The organism is Nocardiopsis sp. iso_25 (genome assembly GCF_056173305.1).
In genome coordinates this window covers 386304-405098 of record NZ_CM149667.1, presented here as the reverse complement: position 1 = coordinate 405098, position 18795 = coordinate 386304, and the positions used below count along the sequence as shown (strand labels likewise).

The 18795-nt window shown below is 71.8% G+C and carries 16 protein-coding genes; 8 read left to right on the top strand and 8 right to left on the bottom strand.

The features are described from left to right. The first annotated feature begins 24 nt into the window (after positions 1 to 24). From AC0VX6_RS01835 to AC0VX6_RS01825, 3 genes are read left to right on the top strand one after another with little or no spacing between them, the layout of a single operon-like run. Positions 25 to 1683 carry an extracellular solute-binding protein gene (locus AC0VX6_RS01835; protein WP_475467269.1) on the top strand — a complete coding sequence of 553 codons (1659 nt, stop codon included), beginning with the start codon at positions 25 to 27 and terminating at the stop codon, positions 1681 to 1683. Further along, positions 1676 to 2716 (top strand): ABC transporter permease, encoded by a 1041-nt coding sequence (locus AC0VX6_RS01830; RefSeq protein WP_274975935.1) that lies wholly within the window; start codon positions 1676 to 1678, stop codon positions 2714 to 2716. Before AC0VX6_RS01835 ends, AC0VX6_RS01830 begins: the two co-directional genes overlap by 8 nt. Then, positions 2713 to 3627, top strand: coding sequence for a carbohydrate ABC transporter permease (locus AC0VX6_RS01825; protein WP_274975934.1), 915 nt, complete (start codon positions 2713 to 2715; stop codon positions 3625 to 3627). Before AC0VX6_RS01830 ends, AC0VX6_RS01825 begins: the two co-directional genes overlap by 4 nt. A gap of 85 nt (positions 3628 to 3712) precedes the next feature. On the opposite strand, the gene AC0VX6_RS01820 is transcribed toward AC0VX6_RS01825, so the two are convergent. The 3 genes from AC0VX6_RS01820 to AC0VX6_RS01810 form a co-directional block, all read right to left on the bottom strand. After that, positions 3713 to 3868, bottom strand: a complete 156-nt coding sequence (locus AC0VX6_RS01820) for a hypothetical protein (RefSeq protein WP_274975933.1) — start codon at positions 3866 to 3868, stop codon at positions 3713 to 3715. Positions 3869 to 3988: 120 nt separating this feature from the next. Then, positions 3989 to 6709, bottom strand: coding sequence for a cellulose binding domain-containing protein (locus tag AC0VX6_RS01815; protein ID WP_475467268.1), 2721 nt, complete (start codon positions 6707 to 6709; stop codon positions 3989 to 3991). Positions 6710 to 6801: 92 nt separating this feature from the next. Next, complete coding sequence (locus AC0VX6_RS01810) at positions 6802 to 9285, bottom strand: glycosyl hydrolase family 95 catalytic domain-containing protein (RefSeq protein ID WP_475467267.1); 2484 nt, start codon at positions 9283 to 9285, stop codon at positions 6802 to 6804. 85 nt (positions 9286 to 9370) lie between these two features. Here AC0VX6_RS01810 and AC0VX6_RS01805 point away from each other — a divergent pair, with 85 nt between their 5' ends. The 3 genes from AC0VX6_RS01805 (at position 9371) to AC0VX6_RS01795 (ending at position 13383) form a co-directional block, all read left to right on the top strand. After that, a complete protein-coding gene (locus tag AC0VX6_RS01805) occupies positions 9371 to 11374 on the top strand; it encodes a beta-galactosidase (RefSeq protein WP_475467266.1) in 2004 nt (667 codons plus the stop codon). A gap of 55 nt (positions 11375 to 11429) precedes the next feature. Then, positions 11430 to 12587 (top strand): xylose isomerase, encoded by a 1158-nt coding sequence (xylA, locus tag AC0VX6_RS01800; protein ID WP_475467265.1) that lies wholly within the window; start codon positions 11430 to 11432, stop codon positions 12585 to 12587. Between the two features lie 229 nt (positions 12588 to 12816). Next, entirely contained in the window at positions 12817 to 13383 is a 567-nt protein-coding gene (locus AC0VX6_RS01795) for a hemerythrin domain-containing protein (protein ID WP_475467264.1), read from the top strand. Between the two features lie 324 nt (positions 13384 to 13707). Here the strand turns inward: AC0VX6_RS01795 and AC0VX6_RS01790 are convergent, their stop codons facing one another. From AC0VX6_RS01790 to AC0VX6_RS01775, 4 genes are all read right to left on the bottom strand, one after another. Then, positions 13708 to 14691: a LacI family DNA-binding transcriptional regulator gene (locus AC0VX6_RS01790; protein WP_475467263.1), complete on the bottom strand. Its 984-nt coding sequence runs from the start codon at positions 14689 to 14691 to the stop codon at positions 13708 to 13710. A gap of 134 nt (positions 14692 to 14825) precedes the next feature. Beyond that, positions 14826 to 15497, bottom strand: coding sequence for a hypothetical protein (locus tag AC0VX6_RS01785; RefSeq protein ID WP_475467262.1), 672 nt, complete (start codon positions 15495 to 15497; stop codon positions 14826 to 14828). Between the two features lie 99 nt (positions 15498 to 15596). Beyond that, positions 15597 to 15809: a DUF397 domain-containing protein gene (locus AC0VX6_RS01780; protein WP_475467261.1), complete on the bottom strand. Its 213-nt coding sequence runs from the start codon at positions 15807 to 15809 to the stop codon at positions 15597 to 15599. Beyond that, a complete protein-coding gene (locus AC0VX6_RS01775) occupies positions 15809 to 16651 on the bottom strand; it encodes a helix-turn-helix domain-containing protein (RefSeq protein ID WP_475467260.1) in 843 nt (280 codons plus the stop codon). Before AC0VX6_RS01775 ends, AC0VX6_RS01780 begins: the two co-directional genes overlap by 1 nt. Positions 16652 to 17040: 389 nt before the next feature. Between AC0VX6_RS01775 and AC0VX6_RS01770 the strand changes: the two genes are divergently transcribed. Both AC0VX6_RS01770 and AC0VX6_RS01765 read left to right on the top strand, forming a co-directional pair. Beyond that, the gene (locus tag AC0VX6_RS01770; protein WP_475467259.1) at positions 17041 to 17589 is read left to right on the top strand and encodes an ATP-binding protein; all 549 of its coding nucleotides are present in this window, start codon (positions 17041 to 17043) and stop codon (positions 17587 to 17589) included. Beyond that, positions 17586 to 18224 carry a hypothetical protein gene (locus tag AC0VX6_RS01765; RefSeq protein WP_475467258.1) on the top strand — a complete coding sequence of 213 codons (639 nt, stop codon included), beginning with the start codon at positions 17586 to 17588 and terminating at the stop codon, positions 18222 to 18224. Before AC0VX6_RS01770 ends, AC0VX6_RS01765 begins: the two co-directional genes overlap by 4 nt. 71 nt (positions 18225 to 18295) lie before the next feature. On the opposite strand, the gene AC0VX6_RS01760 is transcribed toward AC0VX6_RS01765, so the two are convergent. Then, entirely contained in the window at positions 18296 to 18781 is a 486-nt protein-coding gene (locus tag AC0VX6_RS01760; protein WP_475467257.1) for an HIT family protein, read from the bottom strand. Positions 18782 to 18795 lie beyond the last annotated feature (14 nt).

Below are 18795 nucleotides of genomic sequence, written 5' to 3'. Positions count from 1 at the left end.
CTGCTCAACCGAAGGAACGACGCTATGCGCACCACCCCCCTGCGCCTGCCCCCCAGCCGACGCCGCTTCCTCGGCCTGGTGGGCGCCTCCACCGCCGCGGCGCTCACCGCCGGAACGCTCACCGGCTGCGGCTCGGAGTCGTCCAGCGGCGGAGGGTCCGCCTCCTCCGCCAGCTCGCTGGACGACCTGATCCCCACGCACATCCCGTTCCAGGGGGTCACCCCCGACATCCCGGGACAGCACGGCGCGCCGGACGGGTTCACCGCCTACCCGACGGAGTTCGTCCAGGCCGTGACCGAGGCCCCCGGCCGGGGCGGGCAGTACACCGCGATGACCCCGCTGTGGGGGCCGATCCCGCCCGGCCTGGGCGACAACTCCTTCTTCGAGTACGTCAACGGGCACCTGGGCGCCACGGTGGAGTTCAACTTCCAGGACGGCAACTCGGTCATCGACAAGATGAACGCGGTGATCGCCGGACGCGACGTCGCCGACATCACGATGATCCCCGACTGGGTCATCAACCTGATCCCGCACTTCAACCGGGCCGTCGGCGAACTGTTCGAGGACCTGACGCCGCACCTGGCCGGCGACGCGGCGCAGGCCTACCCCCTGCTGGCCAACCTGGACAGCGACGCCTGGCGCTGGAACGTCTTCAACCAGCAGCTGCACGGGGTGCCCTGGCCCGCCGAGCCCTTCGGCAACTGGGTCCTGTACCGGCGCGACCTCCTGGAGGAGTACGGCCTGGAGGCCCCGACCAGCCCCGACGACCTGTTCGCGATCGGCGAGGAGGTCAACGACCCGGACAACAACCGCTGGGCCTTCGGCGACTTCAACCTCACCATGCGCCAGGTCTTCGGCGCGCCCAAGCAGTGGCGCTACGCGGGCGGCGAGCTCACCCACATGTTCGAGACCGAGGAGTGGAGGGCCAGCATCGAGTACATGCGCAGGCTCTTCGACGCGGGGCTCGTCCACCCCGACATCGTCGCCCAGGGTGACAACTCCAAGGAGCTCCTCAACTCCGGGCAGATCCTCTTCAACCAGGACGGCATCGGCGCCTGGCACGAGGCCTACATGCAGATGCTCGGCGACAACCCCGACTTCCGCCTGGACCTGATGCCGGTCTTCGGCAACGGCGGCGCCGACCCGGTGATGCACCGCAGCGACCCCTCGGCCCAGTCCGTGTTCCTGCGCAAGGGCATGGAACCGGAGCAGGTCGAGGAGATCCTGGGCATCGTCAACTACTGCGCCGCGCCGTTCGGGACGCGGGAGTACATGGACTACCGCTACGGCGAGGAGGGCGTGCACCACGAGCTCAACGACGACGGCGCCCCGCAGCTCACCGACACCGGCAACGGCGAGGTCAACGACGGCTACTACTTCATCAGCGGTCGCCCCCAGGCGATCACCGAGAGCCAGTACCCGGACTTCGTGCCGTGGAAGTGCGACTGGTACAACCACGCCGCCCAGTTCACCGAGGACGACCCGTTCGCGGGCATCCGCATCCAACGCCCGGAGCGCTTCTCCGGGGCCGAGACCCCGCTGACCGACAGGGTCAACGACATCATCCGGGGCCGCGAGGACCTCAGCGCCCTGGACCAGGCCGTCGCGGACTGGCGCCGCGACGGCGGCGACGAGGGCCGCGAGTTCTACATGGGGGTCCTCCAGGAGCACGGCCGTGACTGAGCGGACCGTGACCAAGGGCGAACCGCCCTCCCCGGCCGCCGCGTCCCGAGGGCGCGGGGGCCGGGGTCGGCCCCCGGCCGTCCCGGACCTCAGGGGCGGGTCCGCGCCCCCGGTGCGCAGGCGGGTCCCGTTCGGGGCGAGGCTGCGCCGCGACTGGCAGCTCCTGCTGATGACGGTCCCGGCGATCGGTCTGCTGGCGGTGTTCCACTACACGCCGACCCTCGGCAACATCATCGCCTTCCAGGACTACAACCCCTGGGACGGGGTGTGGGGCAGCCCGTGGGTGGGGCTGGCGCACTTCGAGCGGCTGTTCACCGACCCCCGCTTCTGGTCCGCGGCGGGCAACACGCTGGTCATCGCCGCCGTCCAGCTGGTGTTCTTCTTCCCCATCCCGATCGCCCTGGCCATCCTGCTGGACAGCGTGCTCAGCCCCAGGCTGCGGATGGTGCTCCAGAGCATCGTGTACATGCCGCACTTCTTCTCGTGGGTCCTGGTCGTCACCCTGTTCCAGCAGATCCTGGGCGGCGCGGGGCTGTTCTCGCAGATCCTGCGGCAGAACGGGTACGCCCCGCTGGAGGTCATGACCGACCCGGACGCGTTCCTGTTCGTGGTCACCTCCCAGATGGTCTGGAAGGACGCCGGGTGGGGCACGATCATCTTCCTGGCGGCGCTGGCGGCCGTGAACCAGAACCTCTACGAGTCCGCGGCCGTGGACGGCGCCGGGCGCTGGCGGCGGATGTGGCACATCACCCTGCCGGGCCTGCGCCCGGTGATCGTCCTGCTGCTCATCCTCAAGATCGGCGACATCCTCAACGTCGGCTTCGAGCAGTTCTACCTCCAGCGCGACGCGTTCGGTTCGGGCGTGTCGGAGGTGCTGGACACCTTCATCTACCACCAGACCCTGGTGACGGGGAACTTCAGCGCGGGAGCGGTCGCGGGCCTGGTCAAGGGCGTGGTCGGACTGGTCCTCATCGTTCTGGCCAACAAGCTGGCCCACAAGATGGGCGAAAACGGAATCTACCGACGAGCATGAGCACACTGTTCAAGGACCGCCCCGTGTGGGCGGAGCGCCCCAGCCTCCCCGCGCGCGCCGCGAAGAACACCACCCTGGCCGCCATCGCGGTCGTCATCGTCTTCCCCCTCTACGTCGTGATCCTGACCAGCCTGTCCCCCGCCTCGGCGGTGAACAGCGCGGGCGGCCTGGTGCTGGTCCCGCAGGGGATCTCCTTCCAGGCCTACGCCGACCTGTTCAGCGGCGGTGTGGTGACCCGGGCCGTGCTGGTCAGCCTGGGCGTCACGGCCGTGGGAACGCTGGTCAGCCTGGTGGCGACCGTCCTGGCCGCCTACGGGCTGTCCCAGCCCGGGTCGCTGTGGCACCGGCCGCTGCTGTTCGCGGTGCTGCTGACCTTCCTGTTCGCGCCCGGGATGATCCCGCTGTACCTGCTGGTGAGCAACGTCGGCCTGATCGACAGCTACTGGTCGCTGATCCTGCCGACGGCGGTGAACGCGTTCAACCTGGTGGTGATGCGGGCGTTCTTCATGAACCTGCCCCAGGAGATCGGCGACAGCGCCCGGGTGGACGGGGCGAGCGAGTGGACCATCATGACCCGGCTGGTCCTGCCCATGTCCAAGGGGGTCACCGCGGTCGTCGGCCTGTTCTACGCGGTGGGCTACTGGAACGCCTTCTTCAACGCCATCCTCTACATCAACGACAACGCCAAGTGGCCGCTCCAGCTCGTGCTGCGCCAGTACGTGCAGCAGGGCCAGCAGCTCAGTTCGAGTTCGGTGATCGGCGACGCGATGCAGGGAGGGACCGCCTCGGCGCCCAACCTGGCCATCCAGATGGCCATCGTGGTGGTGGCCCTGGTGCCGGTCACGTTCGTCTACCCGCTGGTCCAGAAGCACTTCACCAAGGGCGTCATCATCGGCGCCGTCAAGGGGTAGCGCCGCCCCAGGTCCGCCCGCGCCCCCGGGGTTCTCCCTCCTCCTGGAACCCCGGGGGCGCGGGTGTGTCCGGGTTCCGGCCGGTTCACCCCTCCTGCCGGGTCAGCTCCCGTTCCATCTCCTCCAGGGAGACGGACCCCTCCCGGCCCTCCTCCTCAGCTTCGGCCGCGAGACGGCTGGGCCACGCGTCCTCCGCTGCCTGCTCCACTTCGGACAGGGTGGCGGTCACCGGCTCGTTCATACGGCCCTGTGTAGCGGATGCGGGTCTGCTCCTGGGCAGGAACGGCTCAATGCCCCGAAGGCGTGGCACGGCGGGGCCGGGAACCGCCCCCGCGGTTCCCGGCCCCGCCGTGTCAGGGCGTCAGCCGCAGGCCTCCCCGTCGAGGGTGAGCCCGGTCGGCTGCGCGGGCTCGCCGTCGACGATCCCGTTGAAGCCGACCGTCACCGAACTCCCCGGGGCGATCCGGGCGTTCCACCCGGCGTCGGTGACCCGCACGGAGGCGCCGTCCTGCGTGTGCGCGCCGTTCCAGAGGCTCGTGACCTCCTCACCGGCCGTGAACTCCCAGCCGACCTCCCAGCCCTCCAGGGCCTCGTCGCCGGTGTTGGTGACCGTCACCCCGGCCTGGAAACCGCCGGGCCAGGTGTTGATCAATGTGTACTCGACATCGCAGTCCCCGGGTTCGGGCTCGGGGTCCGGGGACGGCTCCGGGGTGGGTTCGGGGTCCGGCGAGGGCTCGGGGTCGGGGTCGCCGCCCCCGCCCGCCAGGTCGCCGTAGACGATCCCCCGGCCGTTGGTGCCGACGTAGACCCGGCCGTAGACGTCGGGGTCGCCGGTGACGGTCGCCCCCGTCCAGGCCCACTGGTGCTGATCGTCGTTGATCCGCACCCAGCTCCGGCCCGCGTCGTCGGAGCGGAAGATCCCGCGCACGCCGTCGATCCTGGAGCTGGTGTACACCGCCGGGTAGTCCGAGCCCGGCGCGGGCGCGCCGAAACCGACCGCGTCGCCCTCGTCCACGGCCTCGACCTGCTCGAAGGAGGCCCCGGCGTCCGTGGTCCGCCACATGCCGTAGTGGTCCCCCGTGCCTCCGGCGACCCACACGTCACCGGTGTGGCCGGGCACCGCGCCGAAGCGGATGTTCCCCTCGGCCGGGAGCCCCTCGAAGCCCGCCGTGAAGGTGGCCCCGCCGTCGGTGCTGGTGTAGAACGTGCCGCCGGAGACGGCGTAGAACACGTCCGGGTCCACCCTGTCGGCCTCCACCCTCGCGCCCGCCGGAACACCGGTGGAGGCGGTCCACGACGAGCCCAGGGTGGTGGAGGCGTGGACGCCGGTGCCGTCGGGGCTCCACACGAGGGACGAGCCGTCCGCGTTCACCGCGACCGTTCCGCCGCCGGTCACGCCGCCGGGTTCCTGTCCGGCCCACCAGCTCTCGCCGCCGTCGGTGGACAGGCCGATGGCGGCCTCGGCGTCGCTGCCGCCGACCCGCGCGATGGTCGCGGGCTGGAGTTCGGCGAAGTCCAGGCTGGTCCCGTGGCCCCAGTAGGGCTGCTGGTACATCTGGTCGGGGACGGTCTCCAAGTCGTGGTGGGTGAAGCCGCCGATGTCGAGCAGGGCCGAGTGCAGCGGCGCCCCCTCGGGCGGGCTGATCAGGTCGTTGACGGCCGTCTCCTCGATGCCGTGCGCCCTGACCCCGATGTCGAAGGTGGTGCCCGCGTCCCAGTTGGTGAGGTTGTCGCTGCCGTAGACCGTGGCGCCCGTGCCGTACATGAAGCGGTCGGAGTCGAACGGGTCGATCGCCATCGCCTGCGTCATCCAGCCGAGTTTGGGCTGGGTCTCCGGGGGCGTCCCGGTGCCGCCGAAGTCCAGCCAGGGCGCTCCGGAGATGTCCATCTCGTAGCGCATGGTGCGCTCGGGGTAGGCGCCCCAGTCCCACGCCTGGGTCCAGGTCCGGCCGCGGTCGGTGCTGCGGTAGATCTGGATGTCGGGCCACCAGGAGATCTGGGTGGCGACCATCAGCGTGTCCGGGTCCTGCCGGTCGATGGTCAGGCCGCCGTAGCCGAAGTAGTTGTCCTCGGAGCCGGAGGGGACGGGGCTGATGTCGGTCCACTCCCCCGTCGCCAGGTCCATGCGCCACACGTCGCCGGAGTCGCCGTCGTAGGGGCCGGGGGTGCTGGTGGTGGCCATGTAGAGCTGGCCGCCCTCGTGGTCCACGACCGAGTGCGCGGGCAGGTGCCCCGTGGGCGCGCCGGGGACCGGCTCCCAGGTCTGCCCGCCGTCCTGACTGCGGTAGACCGGGTCGTCGAGGTCGGCGACGCCGACGTAGACGTCCTGGGTGACCGAGCCCCCGGACCCGGTTCGGGGGTCGAAGTCCACCCAGGTCACGCCGGTGATGTCGGACATCATGCCGGACTCGTCGGCCGGGTCCTGGACGTAGTCGCCGGGGTTGGGGAAGGCCTCGACCTCGGCCCAGGTGGCACCGTGGTCGGTGCTGCGCCACAGGCCGTTGCCGCCGCTCGCGCCGAAGTAGACGACGCTGTTGTCGTTGGGGTCCACGGCCAGGCGCTCGCCGAGGCCGCGACCGGGCATGTTGCCGCCGAGCTTGAAGGGCAGTTCGGCGACGTCCCAGGTCTCGCCGCGGTCGTCGGAGCTGAGGATGGCCCCGTTGTTGGGGTCCCAGTCGTTGGTGTAGGTGCCCACGGCCGCGTACACGCGGTCGGGGTCGACGGGGTCGGTGGCGATGCTGACGACGCCCGTGTAGCCCCACTCGTCCCAGCCGACCCAATCGAGCAGGGGGATCCAGCGTTCGGTGTCGGGGTTCCAGCGGTAGGCGCCGCCGATGTCGGTGCGCGCGTAGGCCAGGCCCGGTTCGGTCTCGCTGAAGACGATGCCGGGGACGAAGCCGCCCCCGACGATCTCGACGTTGTCCCACTCGTAGGCGGCCTGCGCCGCGGCCGGTTCGGCGGGGGCGGTCCCGGCCGCGGTGGTGGCGACGACGGTGGAGGCGGCCAGTGCGGTGGCCGCCGCGACGGCGAGCGCCGGTAAGCCCCGCCCGCGTCTGGGGGGCCGGTGCTGTTCGGGAGGCATGTGCGGGCTCCTTGGGGGAATCGGGGGGTGAGCCCTCCCCGGAAATCCGGTCCCGGGGCAGGCGCGAATTCCCCATTAGTCTGGATAGCCGACTAACCCCCGGCAAGGGGTGTTGCGCGGGAATTTTCGAAGCGATTCGACTCCTTCTCGGCAACCACCGCGAATTGCAGGGACACCGTCCGGTCCGGTACCAGGTCCACCCCGTGCCGCTCCCCGCCGGGCAGCGCGACCACCGTCCGGCGGGGCTCGACCGCCCGCAGCCGCGCGCGGGCCCGGCCGCCGGACCACTCCAGGAGTTCCACGACGACCCCGCCCCGGGCCCGCAGCCCCTCCACGCGGCCCGAGGCCCACTCCCGGGGCAGGGCGGGCAGCAGGTCCAGGCGCCCCTCCGCGGACCGGGCCAGCATCGCCGCCGCCACGGCCGGGAACCCGCCGCCGATGTCCACGTTGAACAGGCTGCCCCGGTTGTGCGTGGGCACCAGGGTGGGGCGCCAGTAGCGGGTGGCCAGCAGGCACAGGGTCTCGTGCGCCTCGGCGGCCAGGCCCAGGTTGGCCGCGGCCAGCCCCAGCTGGACCAGCCCGAAGGCCATCTCGTCGGACTCCTGCCCGCGCCACCACGCCAGGCGGGCGCGCACGGCGGCGACCGCCGCCGCGCGCAGCCGGGGCGAGGCCAGGGCGGGGTCGGTCTCGTACCAGAGCGGGTACAGGTGGGAGGCGTGCCGGTGCGCGTGCCGCTCGCTCTGCTCCACCGGCCCGGCCGGTCCCGCCCACTCCGCGAGTTCGCCGTCCGGGGCGACCCGGTAGCCGGGCAGCCGCGCCCCCAGCCGGGCCCAGCGGCGCGAGCCGGGAACGCCCAGCACGCGGTGCGCCCGCAGCAGGTTGCGCACCAGGTCGCGCACGGCCGCGACGTCCATGGTGGCGTTGACGGCGGCCTGGCCGTCGCCGTCCCCGGGGGTGTTCTCCGGCGAGTAGGAGGGGGAGAAGCCCTCGTCGGTGAGGAAGTCCTCGTGGAACTCCGCGGCGGCGGTGAGGAAGGGCAGGGCGCGCTCGCGCAGGAAGGCGCGGTCGCGGGTGTGGGAGTAGTGGTCCCAGTACAGGCGGGACGTCCACGCCGCGCCCGCGGTCCAGCAGGTCAGGCACCACTCGGGGCCGAAGTGGTTGTGCCTGCCGGAGGTGGAGGCGTGCGCGGGCAGCAGGATCCCCCGGCAGCCGTAGAGCCGCCGCGCGTTCTCCGCCAGGTCGTCGGCCATGCCGTCGAGGAGGTCGAAAAGGCCGGTCATCAGCTCGGGCGTGCCCGTGGTGTGCAGGGCCGCGAGGGCGGAGGGCAGGTTGCCGTCGAAGGTGTACCCCGACCGCCACGGGGGGTCGTAGGTGCCGCTCCACACCCCCTGGAGGGTGGGCGGCAGATCGCCGCAGCTGGAGATGACCGCGTACCGACCGGCGTCGACCAGGCGGGCGATCAGGGCGGGGGCGGCCCCCGCCGCCAGGAGGTCCTCGCCGAGCGCGTCGGGGCGGGCCGGACCGCTCTCCAGCTCCAGCCGGAAGCGGGACATGAGGTCGCCGTGCACCGTCCGGTGGCGTTCGAGCGCCCCGGCGAAGCCCTCCGGACTCCCGGTGGAACCACCGGCCGGTTCCCAGGCGTCCCCGGTCCGGGCCCCAACGGGGCCAACGGGACCAGCGGGACCAGCGGGACCAGCAGGGCCAACGGGACCAGCGGGACCAGCGGGACCAGCTTCCGAGCCGGATATCGGCACGTCCGGACAGAACGCGACCCCCGGGACCTCCCCGCCGGACACGGAAACCCCATCAGCCCCGGGCCCCGCTTCCGGCGCGGCGAACCCGTCCACCCGCACGCGCGCCGTCAGCCGCAGCCGCCGGACGCCCCGCAGGTCCAGCCCCTCGCCGTCGGCGCCGACCCGGCCGCCCTCGGCGCTGACGGCGCAGGTCACCGTGTACCCCGACAGGCCGCCCGGCGGGCGCCCGGGGAAGTCCGCCCGCAGGGTCAGCAGGCCGGGGCCGGTCTCGCGGACCACCGTCATCGGGACCGGCGGTGCCTCCTCCAGCGCGGTGAGCCGCAGCGTTCCGTCCAGGCCGCGGGGCGAGGCGAGTTCGACGACCACGGCGTCGTCGGGCCGGGAGGCGAAGGCCCGGTGCACGGTCCCGTCCGGCAGTTCCTCGGTGACCAGCCCCGAGTCCAGGTCGCACGTGCGCGTGACCGGCCCCGGCCGGAGCCCGCGCGGTGCGAACGAGAGCACGGCGGCCCCCACCAGCGGGTCGATCCACCGGGTGTCGGCGTAGCCCGGGTGCTCGCGCGCCGCGGACTCCGCGATCCGCTCGGCGGCCTCGCGGGAGCGGCCCCGGCGCAGCAGCTCCCTGAGTTCGGGCAGCAGGGACGCGGTCCCGGGGGCGGGCAGGGGCTCCGTGACCGGCAGGAAGAGCCGCTCGTGGCACAGGGTCAGGCGGACGCGCTCCGCCGTCGAGTGCACGAGCGCCCCCTGCCGCCCGTTTCCGGTGACCAGCGCGTCTTCCCAGTTCCCGACCGGATGGCGGGTGCGGACCCGTCGTGCTGCGGACATGCGCGCTCCTCGTGTGGGGGGTGTCGCCCGGAAGGGTTTTCGCCCTACTTTGTTGGCGCACACACCAAACCAGAAGGAGTTCCCCATGTCCTCTCCGCTGTGGTTCGGCGGCGACTACAACCCCGAGCAGTGGCCGGAGGAGGTCCAGGCGGAGGACGTGGAGCTGATGCGCCGCGCCGGGGTCAACCTCGTGACGGTCGGCGTCTTCTCGTGGGCGCTGCTGGAGCCGAAGGAGGGCGAGTACCGGTTCGAGTGGATGGACCGGGTGCTGGACCGGCTCTCCGATGCCGGGATCGGGGTCGCGCTGGCCACCCCGACCGCCTCTCCCCCGCCGTGGTTCGGGCTCGCCTACCCCGACGCGATGCCGGTGACCGCGGACGGGACCCGGCTCACCCACGGCAGCCGCGACACCTACGACGTATGCTCCCCCGACTACCGCGAGGCCTCGGTGCGCATCGCCCGCGCGCTGGCGGAGCGCTACTCCGCGCACCCGGCGCTGCGCCTGTGGCACGTGCACAACGAGTACGGGACGTGGTCGCACTCCGAGCACACCGCCGGGGCCTTCCGCGACTGGCTGCGGGGTCGCCACGTGGACCTGGACCGGCTCAACGCGGCGTGGACCACGGCGTTCTGGAGCCAGCACTACTCGGAGTGGGAGCAGGTCCAGCCGCCGCGCGCGACCCAGTACCTGCCCAACCCGGCGCACGTGCTGGACTTCCGGCGGTTCCTGTCGGACGCGATGCTCGACCACTTCCTGTCCCAGCGCGACGTGCTGCGCGCCGTGCGGCCGGACGTGCCGGTCACGACCAACCTGGCCTTCGGCGACTGGGTGCCGGTGGACCCGTGGCGGTGGGCCGAGCACCTGGACCTGGTGGCCGTGGACGACTACCCCGACCGGACCGGGCAGGGCGGGGCGGAGCAGACCGCCTTCGCCGCCGACCTGGCCCGCTCGTGGGCGGAGCGCGTGCCCGGCCCGGGACGGCCGTGGCTCCTGATGGAACAGGCGGCTGGTGTGACCTACACGGGCGAGGTCGCCCGGCCCAAGGCCCCCGGGGAGACGGCGCGGCACAGCCTGGCGCACGTGGCGCGCGGGTCGCGGGGCGCGATGTTCTTTCAGTGGCGGGCCTCCCGGGGCGGCGCCGAGCAGTGGCACTCGGGGATGGTGCCGCACGCCGGGCCGGACTCGCGGATCTTCCGCGAGGTGTGCGAACTGGGGAGCGTGCTGCCCCGCGTGGCGGAGGCGCGCGACGCCGACGTGGTCGCCGACGCGGCGCTCACCTGGGACCCCGAGTGCTGGTGGGCGCTGGGCAGCCCGTCGCTGCCCGTGCGGGGCGTGGACTACCTGGAGGCCGCGCGCCAGGTGCACCGGGTGCTGTGGCGGTCGGGTCGCACGGTGGACATGGTGCGACCCGACCGCGACCTGCCGCGGGTGCCGCTGCTGGTGGTGCCCGCCCTGTACCTGCTCTCGGACGAGGCGGCCGAGCGGCTGGCCCGCTACACCGAGGACGGCGGAACGCTGGTGGTGACCTTCCTGAGCGGGGCCGCCGACCCGGACGGGACCGTGCGCACCGGCGGGTACCCGGGCGCGCTGCGGGACCTGCTGGGGGTCCGGGTCGAGGAGGTGCACCCGCTGCTGCCCGGGGACTCGGTGGGCGTGGACCTGGGCTCGGTGCGCGAGGAGGTCACCCTGTGGAGCGAGCACGTCCACCTGGCGGGGGCCGAGGCAGTGGCCCACTACGCGGGCGGACCGCTGGACGGGCTGCCCGCGGTGACGCGGCGGCGCCACGGCGCGGGCGAGGCCTGGTACCTGTCGGCCCGGATGTCGGACCGGGGCCTGGCACGGCTGCTGGCCGAGGCGGCGGGGACGGGGCCGTTCCCGGAGCCGGGGCTGGAGGTGGTGCGCCGGGTGGACCGGGACGGCGCGTGGGTGTTCGTCACCAACCACGACAACCGGCCGCGGTGGATCGACCCGGCCCGGTTCGGGCTGGACGCGGGCGCCCGCGACCTGGTGTCGGGCGTTTCGGCGCAGGGGATGACCCTGCCGGGCGGCGGGGTGGCGGTGTTGCGCGGCCACCCCGTTGACAATTAGTTGTGACTCTAGACAAACTATTCCGGAGTCCTGCGCCTACCTCAGGAGACCCGACATGAGCAGCTACCAGCCCGTGCCCGCGGACAGGTTCACCTTCGGTCTGTGGACCGTGGGGTGGCGCGGGGTGAACACCTTCGGCGACCCCGTCCGCCCGGTGCTCGACCCGGCGGACGCCGTGCGCCGCCTCGCCGACCTCGGCGCGCACGGGATCACCTTCCACGACGACGACCTCATCCCGCCCGGCAGCTCCGACACCGAGCGCGAGGACATCCTCAAGCGGTTCCGCGCGGCCCTGGACGAGACCGGCCTCAAGGTGCCGATGGCGACCACCAACCTGTTCTCGGACCCGGTGTTCCGCGACGGCGGGTTCACCTCCAACAGCCGCGACGTGCGCCGGTACGCCATCCGCAAGGTCATCCGCAACATCGAGCTGGCCGTGTCGCTGGGCGCCAAGACGTACGTGTGCTGGGGCGGCATGGACGGCGCCGAGACCGAGGCGGGCAAGAACGACCACGCCGCCCTGGACCGGCTGCGCGAGGCCTTCGACATCCTGTGCGGCTACGTGCGCGAGCAGGGCCACGACCTGCGCTTCGCCCTGGAGCCCAAGCCCAACGAGCCGCGCGGCGACATCCTGCTGCCCACGGTGGGCCACGCCCTGGCCTTCATCAACGAGCTGGAGCACCCCGAGATGGTGGGGGTCAACCCGGAGGTCGGCCACGAGCAGATGGCCGGGCTGAACTTCGCGCACGGCGTCGCGCAGGCCCTGTGGGCGGGCAAGCTCTTCCACATCGACCTCAACGGCCAGCGCGGGATCAAGTACGACCAGGACCTGCGCTTCGGCTCGGGCGACGTCAAGGAGGCGTTCTTCCTGGTGGACCTGCTGGAGAGCGCGGGCTACGACGGCCCGCTGCACTTCGACTTCAAGACGCCGCGCACCGAGGACATGAGCGGCGTGTGGGAGTCGGCGGCGGCCTGCATGCGCAACTACCTCATCCTGAAGGAGAAGGCCAAGGCGTTCCGCGCCGACCCCGAGGTGGTGGAGGCGCTCGCGGCCTCGCGCGTGCCCGAGCTGTCCCAGTCCACGCTGGGCGAGGGCGAGTCCCTGTCCGACCTGCTGGCCGAGGAGATCGACCTGGCCGAGGTCGGCGCGCGGGGCTACCACTTCGAGCGCCTGGACCAGCTCGCCATGGAGCACCTGTTCGGCCTGCGCTGACCTTCCGCTCCCGTATCCGGGCCGTGTTCCGCGCGAGGCGCGCGGGGCGCGGCCCCGGCTGTTTCCGGGGTCGGTGCGGGGCGGCGGCCGGTTCCGGGCGGGCGGGGTGGAGTCGGGGTCTGGCCGGATGGGGTGGAGTCGGGTCGGCGGCCGGTCGGCGCCGTGTCTGGGCAGCGGGGCCGTGGGTAGTGGCGGTGGTCGGAAGCACCCCACCGAAGCGGAGGCGAACATGGCCGAGGACGCCGTCACCCTGATCCTGAAGGACCACCGGACCATGGAGGAGCTGTTCGACCGGCTCCAGTCCGAGCCCGACCAGCGGCCGCGCCTGCTGGAGGAGATCGAGGCGATCCTCACCGCGCACAGCCGCGCCGAGGAGGACGAGGTGTACCCGGCCGCCGCCAAGGCCGCCGGCGAGGGGCCCGAGGTCCGGCACGGCACGGAGGAGCACCAGGAGGCCGAGGAGCTGCTCCGCAAGCTGAAGGACTGCGACCCGAAGAGCAAGGAGTTCGACAAGCGCTGCAAGGAGTTCGTCGACGCGGTCAAGCACCACGTCGAGGAGGAGGAGAGCGACGTCCTGCCCGGCCTGAGGGAGGCGGTGAGTCAGAAGCGGGCCCAGGAGCTGGGCAGGGCGTTCTGGGAGCGGCGCGCCCAGGAGTTGGAGCGCTTCGACGTCAAGGGCAGGGTTCCCAGGCAGCGCGACCTCTACGAGGAGGCCAGGGAGCTGGACATCGGGAACCGCTCCAAGATGAACAAGGCGGAGCTGGCCGAGGCCGTGCAGAAGGCCCGGCGCGGCTGAGACCCCCTTGGGTGCGCTCCCCGCCGGGCGCGAGACGTGAAACGGCCCCGCCGGGCAGTTGCCCGGCGGGGCCGTCACGTACACCGGAACGGTGCGGCGGTCGCCTCACGGCGCGGTGCACAACACGGCTCCTGCCGCCCTTGCGGGCGCGGTATTCCGTGAAGGCTTTGAGTGGAGCCCGGGGGACACTTTCTACCGCACCTTCCGGCACCCCGTACAACGGGAGGGTGGGGGTGGGTATTCCGCGACCCGGGGACACTTTTTCCGGTGTCCCCCGCCACATCCCCCGGTCGGGCGCGGAGCGCGGCCAGGCGAGCGGGACGGTCAGGCGCGCTGGGCGGTGCTCTCCCGGGAGGTGAGCCGGGGTTCGAGCAGGGTCACCCCGGGGTTGCCGGGGCCGTCGATCTTGTCCATGAGCAGGCCGACCGCGCGGGCTCCGACCTCCTCGGCGGGCAGGTCCACCGAGGTCAGCGGCGGGGCGCCGGGCGGGACCGGGCCGATGGCGACCACGGACAGCTCGGGCGGGGTGCGGCCGTGCTCGGCGAAGGATTCGAGCAGCGGGCCGACCGAGGGTTCGTTGTGCACGATGAGGCCGGTGAGGCCGGGCCGCTCGCGGAGCAGATCCTCCGCGAGGCCGTGCGCGGTGTCGGGGGAGCACGGGTGCAGGGTGGCGCGCACGCCGCGCTCGGCGGCGGCGCGTTCGAAGCCGGTGGTGGTGCGCTCGGCGAACCCGGTGCGCCGTTCGTACACCGAGGGGGGCTGCCCGACGAAGGCGAGGTCGGTGTGGCCGAGGTCTGCGAGGTGGTGCACGCAGGCGGCCCCGGCGGCGGCGAAGTCGAGGTCCACGCAGGTCAGGCCCTCGGTGTCCTCGGGGACGCCGATGAGGACCGAGGGCAGGTCCAACTCGCGCAGGACGGGGACGCGGGCGTCGTCGGCCTCCACGTCCATGACGATGACGCCGTCCACCATGGCGCTGCCCGAGACCCGGCGCAGGCCGTCGGGGCCCTCGCCCTGGGTGAGCAGGAGGACGTCGTGGTCGTGCGCGCGGGCGGCGGTGACCACGGAGACGGCGAAACGCATCGCGACGGGAACGTGCACGTCGCCGCGGAGCGGGATGACCAGGGCGATCACGTTGCTGCGGCGGCTGGCAAGGGAGCGGGCGCCCGCGTGCGGCTGGTAACCGAGTGCGTCGATGCTCTCCCTCACGCGCCGCCGGGTGGTCTCGGAGATCGACCGCTTGCCGCTGAGGACGTAGGAGACCGTGCTCGGCGACACGCCAGCGTGCCGGGCCACATCGGAGATCCGCACCGTGCCGTCCCGTCCGTTTTCGAACCGATTCGATGCGCTGTTACGCACCGTGTTTACCGGGTGTGGCGCCGATGGGCGCCGCCGGGCGAGGCGTGGTCACGGAGCGTGGGGGGTGAGGGAAAGGGGCGCCGTGGTCAGTCCTCGGTTCCGAGCGTACCGGAGGAGCCCGCGGCGGCGAGGTCGTAGGTCTCGCGGAACTGGCGGACCCTGCGCTGGCGGCGCATCATCAGGGGGACGAAGGCAGCGATCATGGCCACCAGCGCTCCTGCCATGAACAGGTTGATCAGGGCGACCGGAGAACCGCTGTCGTAGACGAGCAGGGCATTGGCGACGTTGGGCACGGCAACTAAGCAGCCGAAAACGAGCATGAACTTCGGGGAGCGGGACGTGTCGCTCTGGTCAGCGAGGATGCGCCCGAGCCGGTTGGTCTCGGGGTCCGGATGGAGGGTGCCCCGCATGATTTGCCAGTGCGCGGCCCAGGCCCTGGCCGGGTCGGCGTCCAGGGGCAGCGGTCTGCCCTTGACCATGCGGCGCATCATCCACGTGCAGAAGAAGCCGCCGAGCGCTGTGAGGACCAGCGCCCCGGCCAGGGTGCCTCCCGCGATGACGGGGAGCGGTCCGCCGAAGCCCTCGGCCACCAACAGGGGGCCGAACAGCAGGGAGGCGCAGAAGACGCTGAAGACGCCGACGCCCAGGGCTGTGCGGAGGCCGAACTGACGCGGGTTGTTCTGGGCGTAGATGTTGAATCGGCCCATGAGGGTGCCGAACCGCCCGGGGGTACGGGGGATGCCGCGGTTCCTGTTCATACCGGCGAACTACCCCGGGGCGAGCCGCACACATGGGACCAACGGCCCGAAGGGCGCACGGCGGGCCGGGCCCCGGGCAACCCCTGGGGCCACAGGGCTCTAGCTGCGGCCGTCCTTCGCGGCACCCAGGAAGGCCTGCCACTCGCCACCGCCGAAGAAGAGCGCGCCCAGCTCACGGTGCTTGGTGTCCCGGACCCCGGTAATCGGGCCCTCTGCAACCTCCACACAGGCACCACGTTCAACGCTGTAACTGGAGGTGTGCCAGAGGGCGGCGGACACCAACGTCGCCTCGGCGGCTTCGTGCTCAGTCATCAGGACTTCTCCAGGTTGTCCGCCAGATCGCGGATGAATTCTTGCGTGTCGTCCAACGGCAGGGCAGCGGCCTGCATGTACTCGAATCCGTGCTCGTGGTTCGCGAGTTCGTCGCCGCCCTCGAAGAAGTGCCCGCTCGGAGGGACGTCAAGGTAGCCCACCCGGTCGGTTTCGCCGAGGTGCAGGAGAGTGTAGCCGCAGGACTGCGCCATGCCTTTGGACAGTAGCAGGACCTGAATGTCGATATTCGGGCGCTTGTTCAGCTCCATCAGGTGCTGGAACTGAGTCCGCATCACCTCTGGCCCACCGACGAGGCAGCGCAGCGCCGACTCGTCGATGACCTCCCAGATCCGAGGCGGGTTTTCGCGATCCAGGATGCTGCTACAGCGCTCGATCCGAGCCGCGACACGCTTCTGCCGCTCCTTCGAGTCCGCTACGAATCCCCGAGCCATCAGAGCTTCGATGTAGTCGGGGTGCTGGAAGAGGCCTGGGATGACGCCCATGGCGTACTCCTGGATCTTGGTGGCCTCGTTCTCCAGGCTGTAGAAGGCGTTGCCCGCGACGTCCTCATGCTGGAACCACCAGGGCTTCTGTTTGCGGGCCGCCTTGGCGATCTCCACCAGCTCCTCGCGCAGCGCATCCGTTGAGCCGTACAGGCGGCAGAGCGCGGCGACGGCCTCCGTCGTCAGCCGGACGAACCGCCCGTTCTCGATTCTGTAGAGCTTGCTGGTGTCCCACCCCAACTCGTTGGCGACCTGCTCCTGGGACAGCTTGGCCTGGGTCCTGAGTCGCTTGAGCTGACTCACCAGGTAGTGCCTGCGCACGGGGGAGCCCTGGGCCACGAAGGCCTCCTTCGTTCCGTCGTCGTCACAGCGGATGGCGGGGACAGCCCGATCATCTCACTGCACCAAAAAGGACATGTGCCAACAATGCAGGCCAGTTTTTATACAGGCCTTGTAAGTTCTAAGGCTGGTCTCTAGCTTAGAGGACGAAGCGAGATTCCGGCGCGGCTCTTGGAAAAGGGACGCCTACCTCGGCAGACGCCTTGCGTGGCACGAGGCGGCGCGGGAGAAGAGCCTGGGATCTGGCCGATCCACGGCGGGATGACACTCACCGCCGGGGCGGCCGTCCACCAAGGGGCGGCTGACACGAAAACGGGCTCTGGGGGCGATAGCAGCGCCTCCAGAGCCCACATCGACAACCCGATTCATGCCTGAAGGAGCGTGCCGACATGACCATTGTGCCGCGTCCCCGCGCAACCATCCACACTTCCACCCCGCCCATCGCAGGGCGGCGCTGGCCCTCCCGGGTCTATCCCGGTCTCCTCGCCCAGGCCGCCTGGGTGCGTGAGGACCTGCGCTCCGACCTGTTCCGCCTGGAGGGGCTGTGCCCCGACCTGGCCGACACGATCGTGCTCTGCGCCAGCGAGATGTTCGCCAACGCCGCCGACCACTCCCGTTCCGGCCAGGAGAACGGCCGGGTCATCCGGACCCTGTCCATGCCCACCGCCACCACCCTGCACCTGGGCATCACCGACGACGGCGTTCGAACCGAGAACCCTTCCCTCCCGCACATCCCGCACCAGCGCACCGCGTCCGACTGGGAGGAGGCCGAACGCGGCCGTGGCCTGCTGCTCATCAACTCCCTGGCCACCAGGTGGGGCACCCGTGCCGTGGTGGACTTCCCGTTCTGCGCGGGGCTGGGCACGGTCGTGTGGGCCGAGTTCACCCTCACCCCCACCGCTCCCTCCAGCGTCACCACCGCCGGGGCCGACAGGTGAGCGCCCCCACCGTCAGCGGACCCAGCACCGACCGCATCCGCCGGGTCCTGGACGCGCCCCGGGGACAGCGCTTCGTCCGCCCGGGTACCGCCAGCAACACTGGTCCCTCCGGTCGTCCCGACAGCCTCAACCGCCCCAGGAACACCGGCGATCCCAACGAACCCACCCGGGAACAGCGGCTCCTGGCTCAGATGGCGGACAACCCACGCGTGGCCTACCGCCAACTCCACGGCGAGCTGCCCACCTGGATGCATGTCCAAGCCGCCCGGTTGGCCGAACACGGCTCCCGGAAACCTCAGGGCGCTCAGGCCTCTCGGGGCACGCCGGGCACTCGGGGCACCGAGGCCCCCGAAGGCCCGCGCAAACCCTCACCGTCACCGCAACGCCCACAGGCACCAGCGGTTCCGCCCCCGCGACCCGCCAGCGACGACGACCCGCTCCAGCCCCGTCCGCAACACCCGGAACGTCCGGAACGCCCGCCGCTGCCGCGCCGCCGACCCCAGCGCCCGCACAGCCACCGCAGACCCCGACGCTTCGGCTGGACCCGCACCGGCCCGGCCCGTCTGCTGGCCGCCTACACCCTCGCGACCAGCGCCGGAGCCCTGGCCCAGCACCTGGCCACGGTCCTGCTGTAGCCGAGATCGGCCCGTACCTGAACCCCTCCAGGAGGCCGCGCCGGATCAAGGGCCCGGCGCGGCCACTGGCCTCAGGGCCCGGCCTGCCTGACGCGTTCGGCCACGTCCGCGAGCCAGGCGTCGTCGGCGCGGGTGTGGTCGTGCGAGGACAGGTAGCCCTGGTAGCGGTCGAAGTAACCTTCGATCGGTGAGGCCACCTCGCGCCAGTCCTCACCCGCATTGCCCGCGGTGCCGTGCATGGGGAAGAGCTTGGCGTGGGCGTGGTCCACCCCGTAGCCCTCATACATGATCCCGGTGCGCGCCACGTCGGGGAAGGCCGCGTCCAGGCGGCGGGCGACCTCGCGTGCGGCCAGGTGCAGGGCCGCATACTCCGACGGTTCCAGATCGACCACGTAGCTGGTGCGGTGGACCTTGGGGATCACCACCGAGAACCCCTCGGTGTTGGGGAAGATCGACAGGAACGCCAGGTGGTCGTCGTCCTCCCAGATCCGGTGCGCGGGCGCGTCCCCGGACACGATCCGGCAGAAGACGCAGCTTGCGTCGCGGTCGGCGTTCATCGGACTCCTTCACG

What these genes read in the sequence shown, in the direction of transcription:
- AC0VX6_RS01780 (WP_475467261.1), bottom strand. Translation starts at nt 15,809, where the DNA reads ATGACTGAGCACGAAGCCGCCGAGGCGACGTTGGTGTCCGCCGCCCTC.
- AC0VX6_RS01805 (WP_475467266.1), top strand. Translation starts at nt 9,371, where the DNA reads ATGTCCTCTCCGCTGTGGTTCGGCGGCGACTACAACCCCGAGCAGTGG.
- AC0VX6_RS01810 (WP_475467267.1), bottom strand. Translation starts at nt 9,285, where the DNA reads ATGTCCGCAGCACGACGGGTCCGCACCCGCCATCCGGTCGGGAACTGG.
- AC0VX6_RS01820 (WP_274975933.1), bottom strand. Translation starts at nt 3,868, where the DNA reads ATGAACGAGCCGGTGACCGCCACCCTGTCCGAAGTGGAGCAGGCAGCG.
- xylA (WP_475467265.1), top strand. Translation starts at nt 11,430, where the DNA reads ATGAGCAGCTACCAGCCCGTGCCCGCGGACAGGTTCACCTTCGGTCTG.
- AC0VX6_RS01760 (WP_475467257.1), bottom strand. Translation starts at nt 18,781, where the DNA reads ATGAACGCCGACCGCGACGCAAGCTGCGTCTTCTGCCGGATCGTGTCC.
- AC0VX6_RS01825 (WP_274975934.1), top strand. Translation starts at nt 2,713, where the DNA reads ATGAGCACACTGTTCAAGGACCGCCCCGTGTGGGCGGAGCGCCCCAGC.
- AC0VX6_RS01795 (WP_475467264.1), top strand. Translation starts at nt 12,817, where the DNA reads ATGGCCGAGGACGCCGTCACCCTGATCCTGAAGGACCACCGGACCATG.
- AC0VX6_RS01835 (WP_475467269.1), top strand. Translation starts at nt 25, where the DNA reads ATGCGCACCACCCCCCTGCGCCTGCCCCCCAGCCGACGCCGCTTCCTC.
- AC0VX6_RS01815 (WP_475467268.1), bottom strand. Translation starts at nt 6,709, where the DNA reads ATGCCTCCCGAACAGCACCGGCCCCCCAGACGCGGGCGGGGCTTACCG.
- AC0VX6_RS01785 (WP_475467262.1), bottom strand. Translation starts at nt 15,497, where the DNA reads ATGAACAGGAACCGCGGCATCCCCCGTACCCCCGGGCGGTTCGGCACC.
- AC0VX6_RS01770 (WP_475467259.1), top strand. Translation starts at nt 17,041, where the DNA reads ATGACCATTGTGCCGCGTCCCCGCGCAACCATCCACACTTCCACCCCG.